The sequence below is a fragment of the Methylorubrum rhodesianum genome, assembly GCF_014199985.1.
GTDB classification, from domain to species: Bacteria; Pseudomonadota; Alphaproteobacteria; order Rhizobiales; family Beijerinckiaceae; genus Methylobacterium; species Methylobacterium rhodesianum.
This window is the reverse complement of the sequence record NZ_JACHOS010000006.1, coordinates 78,784-94,964: the sequence shown is the minus strand read 5'-3', so window position 1 is coordinate 94,964 and position 16,181 is coordinate 78,784. Positions and strand designations below refer to the sequence as shown.

Sequence of the window (16,181 nt, the reverse complement as noted above, 5' to 3'; positions counted from 1 at the left end):
GAACCCTATCGGCGAGCCTGCTCGGCGCTCGGGTGTCGCTCGCGATCGACATTCCGAGGCTCCGGACACGGCCAGACACGAAAAGAGGCGGCGGCCCCCTTCGGATCCGCCGCCTTTCCATTCCGCCGAAGCGCTGTCTCTTAGCGGGCGCTCTTAGCGGGCGCCCGGGAGACGCTGGGCCATGCTGTAGTGCTGCTGGAGCACCGGCAGGGCCTGCTGGGCGTAGTTGCGCAGGGCCGGGTTCGGGCCCGACTGGGCGTAGGACTGCGTCATGCTGATCGACATCTGGTGCGCCATCACCTGCTGCTGGCCGTAGAGCCGGTCGAAGCGGGCGCCGGGCGGGGTGGCGTTCAGCTCGGCCAGCATCTGCTGCTGCTGCGGGTTCGGCTGCACCACGGTGGTGCCCGCGGTGGTGTCCGGGTCGAAGGCACGGGCGCCGGCGGCGGCGCCGCGGCTCAGGCCGGTGCCGGCCCCCTCGATCGCGCCGACCGGGCCACCCTGCAGGGTGCCGCCGACCACGCCGGTCGCCACGCCCGTGGCCGCGCCGACCGCGCCGCCGGCGATGGCGAGCGGCGCCTCGACCAGGCCGCCGACGAGGCCGCCGGGGCCGGCCTGACGGGCGGCCATGTAGTTGCGCTCGCCGCCGGCCAGAGCGACGTTGGCGGCCTGATGGTCACGCAGGGCCTCGCGGGCATAGGCCCGCACCGCCGGGTTGCGGCTCTTCTGCAGCGCGATCTGGGCGGACTGGATCTCGAAGGCATTTGCCTGCATGGCGTCCAGGCGGAAGTCGCCCTCGACCTGGGCGAAAGCGGGGGTCGCCATGGCGACGACGAGAGCGGACGCAGCAGCGTATTTCTTCAGCATACCAAACCTCAAATATCGGATTGCCGACATGCGGACTGGCCTCGACAACCGAATGAACCGGTCGAAGCCGTGAAGATCACTTCGACGCGTCAACGACGACCTTCCACGCTGGTTCCCGAAATTTGAATAAGCTTTTTCATCCCGATCCCGTGCGGGGAAAACTGGTCCTCGTGCAGGGGCTTCGTGCCCTGGCCGCGCTGATGGTGGTCGTTCACCACGCGCAGAACGAGGCGATGATCCTGGCCGGACGGACGGGAACTGACTTCGTCCCGCGTCACGGGCTGCCCTGGCCGGCGGGCGTCGACATCTTCTTCGTCATCTCCGGCTTCATCATCGTCCACGCGGCGGCCCCGCTCTACGGCCGGCCGGGCGCGCGCGGGCGCTTCGTCGCCCACCGCATTGCCCGCCTCGTGCCGCTCTACTGGCTCGTCACCGGGCTCTATCTCGCCCTCGGCCTGGCCGCGCCCGCCCTGCTCAGCGGCGAGGGCGGACCGCCGGACGCGGCGCGCATTCTCGCCTCTTTCCTGTTCTGGCCGATGGCGCGGCCCGACGGGGCGGTGCTGCCGCTCTACGGGCTGGGCTGGACCCTGAACTACGAGATGGCCTTCTACGCCCTGTTCGCCCTCGGCCTCGGTTTCTCGCGGCGCGGCGCCGTGGCGTGGCTGTCCGCCGCCCTGGCGCTCGTCGTCCTCGCCGGTCGGCTGCTCCCCGCGCCGCCGGTCCCCCTCGCCTTCTGGTCCGATCCCATCGTTCTCGAATTCGTCCTCGGCGCCGGGCTCGCGCTGCTGCGCGCCGAGGGCTGGCGCCTGCACGCACCGGCCCGGGCCGCGCTCGCCGCGGCGGGCCTGTTCGGGCTCGCCGCCGCGCCGGACGCGCCGGCGCTGCGCCTCCTCGCCTGGGGCCTGCCCGCCGCGCTCCTCGTGGCGGCGGCCGTCCTCGGCCGGGACCGGCCCGAAGCCGCGCGCGGCGGCTGGGCCGCCCGCCTCCTCGGCGCGGCCGAGCGGCTCGGGGACGCCTCCTACGCCCTCTACCTGCTGCATCCCTTCGCGTTGCGGGCCGTCCGCGAAGGGCTGCTGCGCAGCGGCTTCGCGGTCACGCTCGGCCCCTGGCCGAGTCTGGTGCTGATGGTCGTGCTGACCCTGCCCGCCGCGCTCCTCGTCCACCGCTTGGTGGAGCGGTCGCTGACCCGCTTCGTCCGCCGCGCACTCGAACCCGCACGCCCCGCCGCGGCGTCGAAAAGCGCCGTGACGCCCGAGCGATGAGGCCCGGGCCGGAAACGGCGACGAGGGCGGGGATGACCGCCCGCCGCGCGGTTTTCCCGGGCTCGGTTTCGAACTAGCCTTTCGCCGGACACGTCGCTCCCGCAGCCCCTCGCATCCCTCGGAGGCCGGCCATGAAGACCCTGCTCGTTCCGGTCACCCTCCATGACGCCCTGCCCTCGGTCTTCGCGACCGCGGTGCTGGTGGCGCGCCGCTTCGGCAGCCTGATCGAGGGTGTGGCCCTGCGCCCGGCGCTCGCCGAATACGTGCCCGTCGACATGGTCGGCGGCATGACGTGGCTGCGCGACGAGGAGGCCGACCAGGCCGAGGCCCAGGATGCGGGGCAACGCTTCGTCGCGGCGATGGAGGCGGCCGGCCTGCCCCGTCGCGAACCCGGCGCCTCCTGCGCCCCGGATGCCGTGGCCAATGCCGGGCCGCGCTACCGCTGGCAGCCCGACGTGCCGCCCGGCGACGCCTTCCTCGGCCAGTACGCGCGGCTGTTCTCGGCGACCGTCGTCGGCCGGCCCGGTGCCGATGACGGCGCGCCGCGCATGACCACCTTCGAGACCGCCCTGTTCGAGAGCGGGCGCCCGATCCTCCTCGCACCGCCGGAAGCCCCAGCCTGCCTCGGCGAAGCGATCCTGATCGCCTGGAACGGCTCGACCGAGACGGCGCGGGCCGTCGCCTTCGCCATGCCGTTCCTGCGCCGCGCCCGGCGCGTGCTCGTGCTCAGCGCCGAGGGCGGCATGGTGCCGGGGCCGAGCGCCGAGGACGTCGCCCGCTCGCTCGCCTGCGAGGGGATCGAGGCGGGCCACAAGGCGCTTCCCGCCGGCCGCCGTACCCCCGGCGAGCTCTACCTCGACCATGCCGAATCCTTCGGCTGCGATCTCCTGATCAAGGGCGCCTATACCCAGAGCCGCCTGCGCCAGATGATTTTCGGCGGCCCGACCAGCCACATCCTGTCGCACGCGACCGTGCCGGTGCTGATGGCGCACTGAGCGGCGGCGCCTGCGCCCGCGATCCGCCGACCCGAGGATTTTTCGTTGTCCCCGAGGACGTTCGGCCGAACGCGCCGCCAAGCCTGCGCCGGCTCACAGGGCCGCTGCGGATCCGGGGGCGGTGGCGACGATGCCTCGCGCCGTATTCAATCGTGCCCTTCGGGAGTTGCCATGACGGAGTTCGATGGCTAAATTCCTGAAAAGGTTGAAGTTTTCAATCATTCTAATCTGCGATCGCCTCAAATCGGCCGGTTTCCGGTGGCTTTGAGCGGCGCGAATGATCGGAAGGCTTCGGGCTCCGCCGGTTCTCACGGGCCAGCATTTCCGACAGGCACGACAGGTTGCGATCGCCCGCATGATTGTCTGCTCTTGCAACGTCCTCTCCGACGGACAGGTACGCGCGTGCCTGCAGCCGGGTCCGGGCTGCCCCCGCACCCCGGCCCAGGTCTATGGCTGTCTCGGCTGCAGCCCGAAATGCGGGCGCTGCGCCCGCACCATCCGCTCAATCCTGCGCAAGGCCATGGATGAGGCCGCGCCCGTCCACGCCTGTTCGAGCGCCTGCGAAGCGTCTTGCAGTTTGGGATCATTCCAAACTACAAGGGAGCCAGAGGGCGTCGCAGCCTGAGACGAGCGGTCGTTCGTCCCGACGCCTCACGAGGAGAGTGACGGATGAAGGGCGATGCCAAGGTCATCGAGTATCTGAACCGGGGCCTGCGCAGCGAGCTGACGGCCGTCAACCAGTACTGGCTGCACTTTCGCCTGCTGAACGACTGGGGCTACGTCGATCTCGCCAAGTTCTGGCGCAAGGAATCGATCGAGGAGATGAACCACGCCGATCGGTTCATCGACCGGATCCTGTTCCTCGACGGCTTCCCGAACCTGCAGGAGCTCGACCCGCTGCGGATCGGCCAGAACGTCCAGGAGATCATCGAGTGCGATCTCGCCGCCGAGAACGAGGCGCGCGCGCTCTATCTCGAGGCCGCCAAGTACTGCGACTCGATCAACGACCGCGTCTCGAAGCGGCTGTTCGAGGATCTCGCCGAGGACGAGGAAGGCCATATCGACTTCCTCGAGACGCAGCTCGACCTGATCGGCCAGATCGGTCTGCCGCTCTACGCCCAGCGCCATGTCGGCGGCCTGGAGCAGATCGCGCCCGAGACGGAGTGATCCGCTCCCGCCCCTCCCCTCGCGGGGAGGGGATGCCCGCTCAGGCCGGCGGGCGGCCCACCAGCACCGGCTGCGCGTTCGCCCGCTCGGGGAACAGCGCCTTCAGGTCCCGCAGCTTCGGCGCATCGTTGGCGACGATGTAGCTGTTGGTCGGGTGCAGCGTCATGTAGTCCTGATGGTAGCCCTCCGCCGGGTAGAAGGCGCCGGACTCGATCCTGGTGGCGATGGGCTTCGAGAAAGCCTTCGCGGCATCGAGCTGGGCGATGTAGGCCCCGGCGACCCGGGCCTGCTCCGCATCCGCGGGAAACAGCGCCGAGCGGTATTGCGGGCCGGTATCCGGGCCCTGCCGGTTCACCTCGGTCGGATCGAGCGCCACCGAGAAGAAGATCTGCAGCAGCTCGTCGTAGCGGATCACCGCCGGATCGTAGGTCACCTGCACCGCTTCCGCGTGCCCGGTGCGCCCGGTGCCGACCTCGTCGTAGCGGGCGCTCGCCCGGCTGCCGCCGGCATAGCCGGACACCGCGTTCTTCACGCCCTTCACGTGCTGGAACACGCCCTGTACGCCCCAGAAGCAGCCGCCCGCGAAGGTCGCCGTGCGCAGGCCGGACCCGCCCTTCACCGCCTCCTTGGCCGTCTCCCGGGCCGTCATCGCCGCCTCGGGCAGGCGTCGTCCGCCGTCTTCCGCCGCGGCGGGCGCCGGGGGAAGGGCCGCCCCGGCGAGCAGAGCGAGGCCGGCCAAGCCGCCGATGAGGTAGGGGGTCAGCGGGCGGAAGCGGTCGCGCATCATGGTCGTGCTCCTCGGGTCGGGTCCTCGGTCTCGATCCGCGTCTCAGGCCGGACCCTCGGCGGCGGGCTCGAAGCGCAGAGACACGCCGTTCATGCAGTAGCGCAGGCCGGTCGGCTTCGGGCCGTCCTCGAAGACGTGGCCGAGATGACCGCCGCAGCGGCGGCAATGCACCTCCGTGCGCCGCATGCCGTAGGCGGTGTCGGTCTGGGTGCCGACCGCGTTGGGCAGGGGTTCGAAGAAGCTCGGCCAGCCGGTGCCGCTGTCGAACTTCGTCTTCGATGAGAACAGCGGCAGGTCGCAGCCGGCGCAGGAGAAGCGGCCCGGGCGCTTCTCGTCGTTGAGCGGGCTCGTATAGGCCCGCTCGGTGCCGTGCTCGCGCAGGACCCGGTAGGCGGCGGGCGAAAGCAGCGCGCGCCACTCGGCCTCGGATCTCTCGATCTCGAAACCTGCCGCGGCGGCGGGGGCGGCCTGGACGCCCGGGAGGCGGGAGGCGGCGAGCAGGCCCAGCAGCGAGGCTCCGGCTCGCAAGGTCTGGCGACGGTTCATGCGCGGGGACTCCGGCGAGTAAAGAGCACTCGATCGCGCGCAATCGATAGCACGGATCGGTCCGCTCCGCCGCCCAGACGAACCGCCGCAGGCGGCCCGGCGGCCGCCGCCGCGCGATCCTCGGCTCGGCCGGCGCGCCGATCGGCGCAAAGAAAACCCCGCTGCCGACGGGGCGCGGGGCGAGGAGGGTTGGTGATGACATCCTCGGAGGGACATCCGAGGCAGGGACAGGGTTAGGCCGGCGCCGCTGCGGCCGCATTGACATCCGTTAGGGTTGCACCGCCCGTTCCGGTGACGAGCGCGTGTTCCTGGTCCGCGCGAGCCGAGGATCGGGCGGGGATCGAGACTGGGCATGTGCGCCAGCGAACGCCGCCCTCTGCGCCGCGCTCTCCGGGCGGCGCCCCGCGTTGACGCTTGGGAACGCGCACATTACCTCCTTTGATCAGCCGGCCAAGACAGGCTCCCAAGACACGCTCGCGGGCGCATCGTTCCGTCCGCCCGCGCCGCAGCGGGACCGTCGGTGCCGGTCCGCTCGGGACCGGTTCCAGGGCCGGCACCCGGGACACGCCATGGACTCCACCCTCCCCCAGACCGCCGAGCGCGACGCCGAGACCGTCCCGCGGCAGGACCCGCGCCGGGCCGTCTACGAGGCCTCGCCGGCCTCGGACCCGCGCAGTCCCGTGATGCCGTTTTCCGCCGACGAACCGCTCGCCATGGATTCCGGCGCGCGTCTCGGCCCCTTCCAGATCGCCTACCAGACCGCCGGCACCCTCAACGCCCGGCGCTCGAACGCGGTGCTGATCTGCCACGCGCTGACCGGCGACCAGCACTTCGCCCACCGCCACCCCGTCACGGGCAAGCCCGGCTGGTGGGAGACCCTGGTGGGGCCGGGCAAGCCGGTCGACACCGACCGCTACTTCGTCGTCTGCTCGAACGTCATCGGCTCCTGCATGGGCTCGACCGGGCCCGCCTCGCTCAATCCGGAGACCGGGCGTCCCTACGGGCTCGACTTCCCGCTCGTGACGATCCGCGACATGGTCCGCGCCCAGGCGATGCTGCTCGACCGGCTCGGCATTTCCGATCTGTTCCTCTGTATCGGCGGCTCGATGGGCGGCATGCAGGTGCTGCAATGGGCCTCGCTCTTCCCCGAGCGCGTGTTTGCCGCGATGCCGATCGCCACCGGCGCGCGCCACTCGGCGCAGAACATCGCCTTCCACGAGGTCGGCCGGCAGGCGATCATGGCCGACCCCGCCTGGGCCGACGGACGCTATCTCGAAGAGGGCACGCGGCCGGCCAAGGGCCTGGGCGTCGCGCGGATGGGCGCGCACATCACCTACCTGTCGGAGCCCGCGCTGCACCGCAAGTTCGGCCGCCGCCTGCAGAACCGGGCGGCGCCAACCTTCTCCTTCAACGCCGACTTCCAGATCGAGAGCTACCTGCGCCACCAGGGCCTCAGCTTCGTCGAGCGCTTCGACGCCAACGCCTATCTCTACCTGACGCGGGCGATGGACTATTTCGACCTCGCCGAGGACCATGGCGGCGTGCTGGCCAACGCCTTCCGCGGCTCGAAGACCCGCTTCTGCGTGATGTCCTTCACCTCGGACTGGCTGTTTCCGACCGCCGATTCCCGCGCCATCGTCCACGCCCTGAACGCGGTGGCCGCGCCCGTCGCCTTCGTCGAGGTCGAGAGCGACAAGGGCCACGACGCCTTCCTGCTCGACGAGCCGGCGATGTTCTCCGCCGCCAGGGGCTTCATCGACGCGGCGGCCCGGGCGCGAGGATTGTAGATCACGATGAGCGAGAGCCTGACCGACGCCGCCTCGGGCGTGCCGTGGGACGCCGCCGAATCCCTGCCGCGGGGCGAGGGCGCGGCCCGCATCGACCATATCGTCGTGCTCGGCCTCGTGCCGCCGGGCGCGCGCGTCCTCGATATCGGCTGCGGCGACGGCTCGCTCCTGGCGCTGCTGCGGGACCGGCGCGGGGTCGACGGCCGCGGCATCGAGCTGTCGCGCGAGGGCGTCAACGCCTGCCTCGCCCGCGGCCTGCCGGTGATCCAGGGCGACGCCGACACCGATCTCGCCAACTATCCCGACGACGCCTTCGACGTGGTGGTCCTGTCCCAGACCATCCAGGCCACCCGCAACCCGCGCATCGTGCTGGAGCACCTGCTGCGGATCGGGCGGCAGGCCATCATCTCGTTCCCGAATTTCGGCCATTGGCGGGTGCGGGCCGAACTCGCCTTCCGCGGCCGGATGCCCGTCACCGAGATCATGCCGGAGACGTGGTACGAGACCCCCAACATCCATCATTGCACGATCCGCGACTTCGTCGGCCTGTGCCGCGACGTCGGCGCCCGCATCGAGAAGGCCACCGCCCTCGACGCGCGGGGACGCCCGATGCGCTTCTCGATGCCGTGGTGGTTCTGGAACCTGATCGGCGCGCAGGGCGTGTTCCTGCTGAGGCGCGGCGGGGAGCGGGGGTGAACCCTCCGCCGTCGGATTCGCCGCAGCGGATCGTGATCCTCGGACCGCCGGGCAGCGGGAAATCGACGCTCGCCCGTGATCTCGGCGCCCGGCACGGCCTGCCGGTGTTCCATCTCGACCGGGCCTATTGGCGGCCCGGCTGGGTGGAGGCCGAGCCCGCTTCCTTCCGCGCCGAGGTCGAGCGGATCGCCGCCCTCCCGGCCTGGGTCGTTGACGGCAATTACACAGACACGATCGCGCCCCGGTTCGCGCGGGCCGACACGGTGATCTATCTCGACATGCCGGCGTGGCGCTGCACGGCGCGGGTACTGCGGCGGACGCTGTCGAGCTTGGGGCGGGTTCGCCCCGAGGGGGCCGAGGGCTGCCCGGAGCAGCTCAGCTTCGAATTTCTGCACTACACGGCGACGTGGAACCGCATCCGCCGGGCGCGCAACCTCGCTCTGGTCGAGAGCTTTTCGGGGCGCCGGATCGTCCTGCGCGGGGCGTCCGCGATCCGCCGGTTTGCAGCCGGTTGATCGTCACAGCGTTCCCGACGTGTCCGTCACCGGGGCCGAGCCGCCCATCGCCACGGCGACCGGGTGGCCGTGCCGGGCGAGGTCGGCGCGACCCTCGGCGAGCAGCGCGTCGGAGGCCGTCTCGATCCGGTTCTGCACCTCGGCGAGGAAGGCGGCGCGGGACAGGCCCGGCGGGATCACCGGCAGGAACTCGATCACCGTGGTGCCCGGCATCCGGCGGAAGCCTCGGCGGCGCCAGTACAGGCCGGTGTTGAGGGCCACCGGCAGGCAGGGCACGTTCAGCGCCGCGTAGAGGTGGGAGGCGCCCTGCTTGTAGGCGGGCGGCGCCCCGGCCGGGCGGCGGGTGCCCTCGGGGAAGATGATGAGCTGGCGCCCGTCGCGGATCGCCCCGGCCGCCGCCGCGTTGAGCGCCGCCATGGTCTTGGCCCCCTTGGAGCGGTCGATCGGCACCATGCCGCCCCGGCCGAGATACCAGCCGATCACGGGAATCCACATCAGCTCGCGCTTGAGCACGTAGGCGAAATCCTCGAACGCCACCGTGAGCGCCAGGGTCTCCAGGGCCGACTGGTGCTTGGCGGCCACCAGCAGCGGGCCCGGCGGGATGTTCTCCAGGCCGCGGAACTCCACCCGCGCTCCGCCGACGACCCGCAGCAGCACCATCACCGTGCGGCCCCAGAACTGGGCCACCCGGATGACGGCCTTGCGCGAGGCGAGCGCCGGCAGGCCGAAGATCGCGATCAGGGTCGTCGCGACGTAGAACGAGAGGTTGAAGGCGAGCGAACGGAGGAGGAGCATCGGTGGTCCGCGTGAGGCTGCCGCTCCTTTATCGCGGGTGTCCGCGCTTGCCCACCGTCGCCTTGCGGAAACCCGCGTCAGCGGCCCCGTCGTCACCCCTTCGCGGCGCTCCCGGCCATCGGCTCATCCGGCTCGCTTGCGGCCGAGCCCGGCTGGTCACCGGGGCCGGCTGCGGGATCGACGAAGGTGATGCGAGGTGCAGAAGGGGCCTGGTCGGACCGATCGCCGTAATGCAGAGGTGCGCTATAGCACATCATAGGAATTATTTCTGAAAATCCAGATCTATATCCCGGGGATTCTCGATAGATGCGTGAGCTATAGCGGAATTTTCGCGCTGACAGATGACCTTTACGATCGCATGACTTGTCGATAGCCTGGACGTAAGGGGACGGAGAGGGCGTTCGCGAGCGAGCGGACCCTCCTTGGAGCGCGCGCGGAGCGGCATCCATGGTCTGTGCCCCGTGCCTTCGCCTTCCCTGCCCGCCCGGCGCGGTGTCGGATCGCCTCGGGGCCGGCCGTTCTTCGGAGGTGTTCGCCGAGGGATCGGACCGGGTGGTGAAGCTCTACCGCCGGCCCTTCGAGCCGGAGGCGGTGGCCAATGAACTGGCGGCGAGCCGCCTCGCCCACGGTTTCGGCCTGCCGGTGCCGCAGGCCTTCGGCATCGTCGGACGGGCCGGGCGCACCGGCATCCTGTTCGTGCGTCTCGACGGGCCGCCGATGATCCTGCGCTACGCCTGCAACCCGCTCGGGCTGCTGCTGGCGCTGCGCCGCTTGGCGCGGATCCAGCACGCGGTCCACGCCTTCCCCGCCGCGGGGCTACCCTCGCTTCGTGCCCGTCTGCGCCATGAGATCGAGGGCGCGCGGGTGCCCGAGCCTCTGCGAGAGGCGGCGCTGGCCGCCCTCGCCCGGTTGCCGGAGGGGGATCGGCTCTGTCACGGCGACCTGCATCCCGGCAACGTGATCTCGACCCGGGCCGGGCTGCACCTGATCGATTGGCAGAAGGCCGCCGCCGGCGATCCCGCCGCGGATGCGGCCCGCTCCGAACTGATGCTGCGCTACGGCCGGTTCGGCCCCGCCTGGTTCAGCCGGCTTGCCCCCGTGCGGTTGGCGCGCCGGCTGATCGCGGCGTGGTACGTGGCCGGCTACCGCGCGGCGAGCGGCATGCCCCGGGAGGCCATCGCCGCGTGGCGCCTGCCGGTGGCGGTCGCGCGCCTGTTCGGCCAGCCCTCCGGCACAGACGCCGAGTTGCTCGCCGCGATCGCGGCATTGGCCGCCAAAAGTCCGGATTTCGAGAAGGCGAGCCTGTTCGCGGATTCGGAGCAGAGCCCCGGTTCGGACTCCGGCGGGGACGCTGCCGCTCAAGGCCCTTCGGCCAGCGTCCCCCGCTGACGCGGATCGGACGCCCCGGCGAGCAGGCCGTCCTCGGCCATCACCGAGTTGGCCGAGCCCGAGGTCGCGCCGACCTTCACATTGTGGCCCTTGGCCCGCAGCAGGGCGAGCGTGTCGGGCGAGATCCCCTCCTCGGCCATCAGCACGTCGGGCTGCCACTGGTGGTGAATGCGCGGCGCCGCGACCGCCTGGGCGAGGTTCATGCGGAAGTCGAGCACGTTCACGATGACCTGAAGCACCGTCGTGATGATGCGGCTGCCCCCCGGGCTTCCGGTGACGAGGAACAGTTTGCCGTCCCGGAACACGAAGGTCGGCGTCATCGAGGAGAGCGGGCGCGCCCCCGGCGCCACGGCGTTGGCCTCGCCGCCGACAAGGCCGTAGGCGTTGCGCGCCCCGGTCTTGGCGGAGAAATCGTCCATCTCGTTGTTGAGCAGCACGCCCGTTCCCTCGGCGACGAGCCCAATCCCGTAGGAGAAGTTCAGCGTGTAGGTGTTGGAGACGGCGTTGCCCTCCGCATCCACCACGGAGAAATGCGTGGTCTGATCGGACTCGTGGGGGAGCGGATTGCCGGCGCTCACCTCCGCCGCGGTCTTCGCCCGCTCCGGGTCGATCTTTTCGCGCAGGGTGGCGGCGTAGGCTTTGGCGGTGAGTCCCGCGACGGGGACCTTGGTCCGCGCCGGATCGCCGAGCCAGGTCGCCCGATCGGCGTAGGCCGGCTTCATCGCCTCGGCCAGCATGTGCAGCGCCCCTGCGCTCCCCGCACCCATCCCGGCGAGGTCGTAGCCCTCCAGGATGTTGAGGATCTCAATGAGATGCACCCCGCCGGAACTCGGCGGCGGCATCGAGACGATCTCGTAGCCGCGATAGCGGCCGCGCACCGGCGTGCGGATCTCCGGCCGGTAGGCGGCGAGGTCGGCCGCCGTCATGATGCCGCCCGCGCCCTGCACCGCCGCCGCGATCTTCTGCGCGATCGGCCCCTCGTAGAAGGCGTCCGGCCCCCGCTCGGCAATCGCCTTCAGGGTGTCGGCGAGATCGGTCTGGCGCAGCGTCGCGCCGCGCGGGAGCACGTGGCCGCCCTCGAAGAACACCGCCCGGCTCGACGGCCACTGCCCGAGCAGACCCGCGGCCCGCGGCAGGGAATCCGCCAGACCCGACTCGACCGGAATGCCGTCGCGGGCGAGCCGCTCCGCCGGGGCGATCAGTTCGGCCAGGGTGAACTTGCCCGAACCGTAGCGCCGGTGGGCCTCGGCGAGGCCCCGCACCGTGCCGGGCACACCCACCGCCTTGCCGGACCGGGTGGAGGCGGCGCGGTCGGGCTCGCCCTGCGGGTTCAGGAACATGTCGGCGGTGGACGCCGCCGGGGCGGTCTCGCGGTAATCGATCGCGATGGTGTCGGCGACCCTGTCCTCGGCCGCGGCGCGATGCACCATCATGAAGCCGCCGCCGCCGAGATTGCCCGCCCGCGGCAGGGTGACGGCCAGCGCGAAGCCGACCGCCACCGCCGCGTCGACGGCGTTGCCGCCCTTCCTCAGGATCTCGACGCCGACGCGGGTGGCGAGCGCGTCCTGGGACGAGACCATGCCGCGGCTGGCGAGCACCGGCAGGAGGCGGGCCTCGTCCGACTGGATCGGCGGCGGCTCGGGCGCGGGCGGCACCGCCAGTGCGGGGGCCTGCCGTCGGGCTTGGGCCTGCGTGGGGAGTTGCTCCGAGACCGGCTCGGAGACTTGCGCTCGGGTCGGCCCCGCGGGGGCGGCGGCGAGGAGCAGGGCGAGGACGGCGCGGATCGGCGAGGTCGGGCTCATGCCGCGAACTTATCGCAAATGCGAGACGCAGCCACGTTCCCCGGTGACGCTCCCGAACGCCGCCGGTTCGCCGTGCCGCTCTACTGCCCGCTCAACGAGGGACCGCCCGCGGCGCCGCCGGTCCCCGGCGGTCCGCTCGTCGGGGTGCCGCCGATCACGGCGCCCGGCGTGCCGCCGACGACGGCCGGCTCGTTCGGGGTCCCGGCCGGAGGAACGGCCGTGCTCGGACCGGGGACCGGGCGCGATCCCGTGGCCGACGCCTTGGGACTCGGCGGCGAGGGCCGCGCTTCCTCGGCGGCCAAGGGGCCGACCGCCGTCGGGATGCTCAGCGCCAGGGCGAGCGCGATCGTGGTGAGCCGCATGAGGTGTCCTGTGCGAGAAAAGCCGCGTCCCTCAACCCGGTGGCTCCCGCAAAGTTCGCGGCGGCCTGTCCCGGAGACCGGATCCGGTCCGACCGGCTGCCGAGCCGGTTCTGCGACGTCGGGGGCCGGCGGCGGACAGCGGCGTGCCGGCCTCCGGCCCCCGAGGATGATCGAGGGCCGGCGTCGGCACCGGTCGTCGTGCGGCGGCGGCGCGGGGAGTGGTCGGGCCACGCTCGCCGGGTGGCGCGGGTCTAGGCGGCGTCCTCCGCGTCGTCCCCGTCGAGGATCGATTCGAGATCGCCCGTGAGCGCGTCGAGCTGCTCCGGGGTGGCCCGGATCTTGAACTTGGTTCCGTCCTCGGCTTCCACCGCGATCTCGATGTGATCCGCGACCTTCGCGGCGAGCGCCTGTCTCAGGATGTAGGTGGTCACGTCCTTGGCCATGGGGTCTCCCGTAGCGGCGTTGATCGCCGGGAGGTGGGAAGCGCCGTGAGGCGGACTCGTTCCTTCGATCCGTCGCTGGTCGGTCGCCGGATCGACCGTCCGTTAAGCCGGCCTTGATGGCTTCGGAGGCATCTCGCTCCCATGTTCGCCCCCATGAACGCGCCGAGGCTCCCCATTGCCGCGCTCGTTGCCCGGCCTGCGGCCTTGTTCTTGTTCTCGACCTTGTGTCTGGCCTTGGCCCTGCCTGCGATCGGCGGCGGCTCGGCGGCGGCCGGCACCCGCGATCTCGACGCCCTCGAGGCGGATTGGCACGGCTGCGTGCGGGCGGCTCATGCCCGCCAGAGGCCGGGGCAGAGCCGGGCCGGCGCGCAACGCAACGTCCTCGACGAGTGCCGGGAGCACGAGGACCGTCTGGTGGCCGCCACGATGCAGGAACAGGCCCGCGAGGACGAGGCCGCGCGGAGGGCCGGCCTCCCCCTGGCCGTCCGGGCCGGAACCTGGGCCGCGTCGGTCGCGGCCTACGTGGTCGATCCCGTGACCTCGTGGCTGCAGGGCTGGCGCGGCGCCCCCCGCTGAGGGCCGCTCCGACCGGTCCGAAGCCGGCTGCCGTTCAGAAGCGGTAGCCGATGCCCGCGCCGACGATCAGCAGGTCGAGCCTCACGGTGGCGGTGCCGGCTCCGATGCGGGAGACCTGCGGCGGCAGGAAGATCTTCTTGATCTCCATGTTGGCGTACCAGTTGCCGGCGAGGTGGTAATCGAAACCGGCCTGGAGCATCGGGCCCAGTTGCGGGTCGGCCTTCATCGCGGTGACGAGGGGCTTTGCCGGCTCGTAGGCGATCGGATGCGTGTAGCCGGCGCCAGCGCCGAGATACGGGTTGAACGGGTCGCCGGGCCGGAAATGGAACTGTACCGCGCCGGTCGCGGAGAGGCTCCAGGTCGAGCCGATCGGCAGGTCGCCGATGAACGACCCGCGGATGGAGGTCCGGGTCGACACGACGCCGACCTGGCCCGCCACCGCGAAGTGATCGGACAGGAAATACGTCAGGTCGAGATCCGGCAGGGGACGCGCCGGGGTGATGACGCGCCCGCCGATCGGCGCGACGTGCGAGGACTGGCCGACCGGGATGGAGCCGATGACACGGCCGCGAACGAGGAGGCTGCCCGCGGTCAGCCCCCCTGCCGCCGTCGTGTCCGCGGCCGAATCGGCCGCCCGGCAGGGAACGGGGAGGCCGAACAGGCAGAGCGCGGCCGCGAGGGCGCGGCCCCGCCGCACCGTCACGGACGCCGACGTTCCGTCCGTGCCCCGGCCGCGCGGCGGCTGCTTGCGCCGGAGCGGCGTCCGCTCCGGCGCGAACCGCTCGGGGTGGCGGTCCCGCCCGTAGGGGCGGAGGGACAGGGTGATGGGGACGACCATGGCTCGTGTCGGTTCGAGGGGGCGATCGGTTCAGGCCAACTCGGAGCGCGGCTGTCCGCCGATCGGGACGGCGTCCATGACGCCGCGGCACCCGCAGGGGGGCTCCGCTCGGGCGCTTCTGCTGTCCGGCTGAGGCGGGCCGGACGGCCGGTCCAGGCAGACGCGATTGCGGCCATCCCTCTTGGCGACGTAGAGGGCGGCGTCCGCCCGGGACAGGGCGGGCTCGATCCCCCCCTCGCCGACGGCCACGACCGAGACCCCGATGCTGGCGGTCACGGTCACGGCCGCTCCGTTCACGGCGAAGGGCTGCCCCGCCGCCGTCCGGCGCAGCCGCTCGGCGACGGCGATGGCGGCGATGGAATCGGCCTGATCGAGCACGATCAGGAATTCCTCGCCGCCCCAGCGGGCGATGACGTCGTCCTTGCGCATCACGTTGCGAAGCCGCTCCGCGAAGCCGATCAGAACCGCGTCGCCGCCCTCGTGTCCGTGGGTGTCGTTGATCGATTTGAAATGGTCGATGTCGGCCAGCAGGATCGCGCAGCGCGGCGGTGCGGGCATGCGGCCGGCCCGCCGTCGCATCGCCGCGAACAGCCCGCGCCGGTTCGCCAGACCGGTGAGCGGATCGGTCTCGGCCAAGCGGCTGAGCTTCAGCTGCGCGCGCTCGTTCACCATGGCCAGATAGCCGACTTGGATGAAGACGCCGCACCACAGGTCGAACAGCAGCGCGTAGACGCCCTGCTCGGGCGAGGCGAGGCGCTCGCTCGCGAAGTGGATCACGCCGATCGTCAGGAGGAAGACGAACAGGTATCCGCCGAAGCCCAACAGGACGATGTATTGTGTCCATAGGCGGATCGAGGCGGGCGTTCTCAGGATCTCGAAGATGCACAAGGCGGTGCTCAGCGCGATGCCGCCGAACACCGTGGTGAGGCCCCACGCCACCGATGCCCCGGCCCCGAGCAGGATGCCGTAGGGCAGGCCGGATCCGAGGGCGAGCGCGACGACCTGCGGAATGCGGGCCGGGCGCCCGTAGAAGAGGCGCAGGCCCGCCCAGGACAGGGCGAGGCTCGCGCCGTACAGGACGTAGACCACGCTCCCCTTCACGGCATTCAGCGGGATGCCCGGGGGATCCGCCACCATCAGGAACGAGGCCGTCAGCGAGCTGCACAGCGCGCCGGCCCAGACGCCGAAGTAGATCTCGCGCGGATTCCGCAGCAGGGTGACGAAGAAGACCAGGGCGAAGGCGAGACGACTGCTGATGCTGGCCACCTGAAGCGTATCGAAATCGAGCATGGCCGTTCAGCTCCTGTGCGGAAGGCCCGGATGTCGGGGGGGCGGGGCGCGGAGGGTCGGTTCGGCG

The 16,181-nt window shown here is 71.6% G+C and carries 18 protein-coding genes; 9 read left to right on the top strand and 9 right to left on the bottom strand.

Going from position 1 to position 16,181, the window contains the following annotated elements:
- Window positions 1–153: 153 nt before the first annotated feature.
- Entirely contained in the window at window positions 154–864 is a 711-nt protein-coding gene (locus HNR01_RS10505) for a DUF4142 domain-containing protein (RefSeq protein ID WP_183667682.1), read from the bottom strand.
- Between the two features lie 170 nt (window positions 865–1,034).
- On the opposite strand from HNR01_RS10505, the gene HNR01_RS10500 reads away from it, so the two are divergent.
- The 4 genes from HNR01_RS10500 to bfr all read left to right on the top strand — a co-directional run bounded on the left by HNR01_RS10500 (window position 1,035) and on the right by bfr (window position 4,288).
- Window positions 1,035–2,126 (top strand): acyltransferase family protein, encoded by a 1,092-nt coding sequence (locus HNR01_RS10500; RefSeq protein ID WP_183667787.1) that lies wholly within the window; start codon window positions 1,035–1,037, stop codon window positions 2,124–2,126.
- A gap of 131 nt (window positions 2,127–2,257) precedes the next feature.
- Window positions 2,258–3,121, top strand: a complete 864-nt coding sequence (locus tag HNR01_RS10495) for a universal stress protein (protein WP_153873947.1) — start codon at window positions 2,258–2,260, stop codon at window positions 3,119–3,121.
- Window positions 3,122–3,476: 355 nt separating this feature from the next.
- The gene (locus HNR01_RS27565) at window positions 3,477–3,746 is read left to right on the top strand and encodes a (2Fe-2S)-binding protein (RefSeq protein ID WP_083920676.1); all 270 of its coding nucleotides are present in this window, start codon (window positions 3,477–3,479) and stop codon (window positions 3,744–3,746) included.
- A gap of 44 nt (window positions 3,747–3,790) precedes the next feature.
- Window positions 3,791–4,288 carry a bacterioferritin gene (bfr, locus tag HNR01_RS10490; protein WP_017484938.1) on the top strand — a complete coding sequence of 166 codons (498 nt, stop codon included), beginning with the start codon at window positions 3,791–3,793 and terminating at the stop codon, window positions 4,286–4,288.
- 40 nt (window positions 4,289–4,328) lie between these two features.
- Here the strand turns inward: bfr and msrA are convergent, their stop codons facing one another.
- The gene (msrA, locus tag HNR01_RS10485) at window positions 4,329–5,075 is read right to left on the bottom strand and encodes a peptide-methionine (S)-S-oxide reductase MsrA (protein ID WP_183667681.1); all 747 of its coding nucleotides are present in this window, start codon (window positions 5,073–5,075) and stop codon (window positions 4,329–4,331) included.
- Window positions 5,076–5,117: 42 nt separating this feature from the next.
- Window positions 5,118–5,621 (bottom strand): peptide-methionine (R)-S-oxide reductase MsrB, encoded by a 504-nt coding sequence (gene msrB, locus HNR01_RS10480; protein ID WP_183667680.1) that lies wholly within the window; start codon window positions 5,619–5,621, stop codon window positions 5,118–5,120.
- 569 nt (window positions 5,622–6,190) lie between these two features.
- On the opposite strand from msrB, the gene metX reads away from it, so the two are divergent.
- The 3 genes from metX to HNR01_RS10465 are packed head-to-tail and all read left to right on the top strand — an operon-like array spanning window position 6,191 to window position 8,619.
- Window positions 6,191–7,408: a homoserine O-acetyltransferase MetX gene (metX, locus tag HNR01_RS10475; RefSeq protein WP_183667679.1), complete on the top strand. Its 1,218-nt coding sequence runs from the start codon at window positions 6,191–6,193 to the stop codon at window positions 7,406–7,408.
- A gap of 6 nt (window positions 7,409–7,414) precedes the next feature.
- Entirely contained in the window at window positions 7,415–8,104 is a 690-nt protein-coding gene (gene metW / locus HNR01_RS10470) for a methionine biosynthesis protein MetW (RefSeq protein WP_183667678.1), read from the top strand.
- Window positions 8,101–8,619 carry an AAA family ATPase gene (locus HNR01_RS10465; RefSeq protein WP_246417465.1) on the top strand — a complete coding sequence of 173 codons (519 nt, stop codon included), beginning with the start codon at window positions 8,101–8,103 and terminating at the stop codon, window positions 8,617–8,619. The genes metW and HNR01_RS10465 overlap by 4 nt, the downstream gene beginning before the upstream one ends.
- Before the next feature lie 3 nt (window positions 8,620–8,622).
- Here the strand turns inward: HNR01_RS10465 and HNR01_RS10460 are convergent, their stop codons facing one another.
- Entirely contained in the window at window positions 8,623–9,414 is a 792-nt protein-coding gene (locus HNR01_RS10460; protein ID WP_183667677.1) for a lysophospholipid acyltransferase family protein, read from the bottom strand.
- 447 nt (window positions 9,415–9,861) lie between these two features.
- Here HNR01_RS10460 and HNR01_RS10455 point away from each other — a divergent pair, with 447 nt between their 5' ends.
- The gene (locus HNR01_RS10455) at window positions 9,862–10,803 is read left to right on the top strand and encodes a phosphotransferase (RefSeq protein WP_183667676.1); all 942 of its coding nucleotides are present in this window, start codon (window positions 9,862–9,864) and stop codon (window positions 10,801–10,803) included.
- On the opposite strand, the gene ggt is transcribed toward HNR01_RS10455, so the two are convergent.
- From ggt to HNR01_RS10440, 3 genes are all read right to left on the bottom strand, one after another.
- Window positions 10,773–12,605: a gamma-glutamyltransferase gene (gene ggt, locus HNR01_RS10450; RefSeq protein WP_183667675.1), complete on the bottom strand. Its 1,833-nt coding sequence runs from the start codon at window positions 12,603–12,605 to the stop codon at window positions 10,773–10,775. The genes HNR01_RS10455 and ggt overlap by 31 nt on opposite strands.
- Before the next feature lie 80 nt (window positions 12,606–12,685).
- Window positions 12,686–12,967, bottom strand: coding sequence for a hypothetical protein (locus tag HNR01_RS10445; RefSeq protein WP_183667674.1), 282 nt, complete (start codon window positions 12,965–12,967; stop codon window positions 12,686–12,688).
- 251 nt (window positions 12,968–13,218) lie between these two features.
- Window positions 13,219–13,410 (bottom strand): hypothetical protein, encoded by a 192-nt coding sequence (locus tag HNR01_RS10440; protein WP_017484950.1) that lies wholly within the window; start codon window positions 13,408–13,410, stop codon window positions 13,219–13,221.
- Between the two features lie 141 nt (window positions 13,411–13,551).
- On the opposite strand from HNR01_RS10440, the gene HNR01_RS10435 reads away from it, so the two are divergent.
- A complete protein-coding gene (locus HNR01_RS10435) occupies window positions 13,552–13,986 on the top strand; it encodes a hypothetical protein (protein WP_017484951.1) in 435 nt (144 codons plus the stop codon).
- 34 nt (window positions 13,987–14,020) lie between these two features.
- Here HNR01_RS10435 and HNR01_RS10430 read toward each other — a convergent pair whose 3' ends face one another.
- Both HNR01_RS10430 and HNR01_RS10425 read right to left on the bottom strand, forming a co-directional pair.
- Window positions 14,021–14,824 (bottom strand): OmpW/AlkL family protein, encoded by an 804-nt coding sequence (locus tag HNR01_RS10430; protein ID WP_017484952.1) that lies wholly within the window; start codon window positions 14,822–14,824, stop codon window positions 14,021–14,023.
- Between the two features lie 30 nt (window positions 14,825–14,854).
- A complete protein-coding gene (locus HNR01_RS10425) occupies window positions 14,855–16,114 on the bottom strand; it encodes a GGDEF domain-containing protein (protein ID WP_183667673.1) in 1,260 nt (419 codons plus the stop codon).
- Window positions 16,115–16,181: the final 67 nt, after the last annotated feature.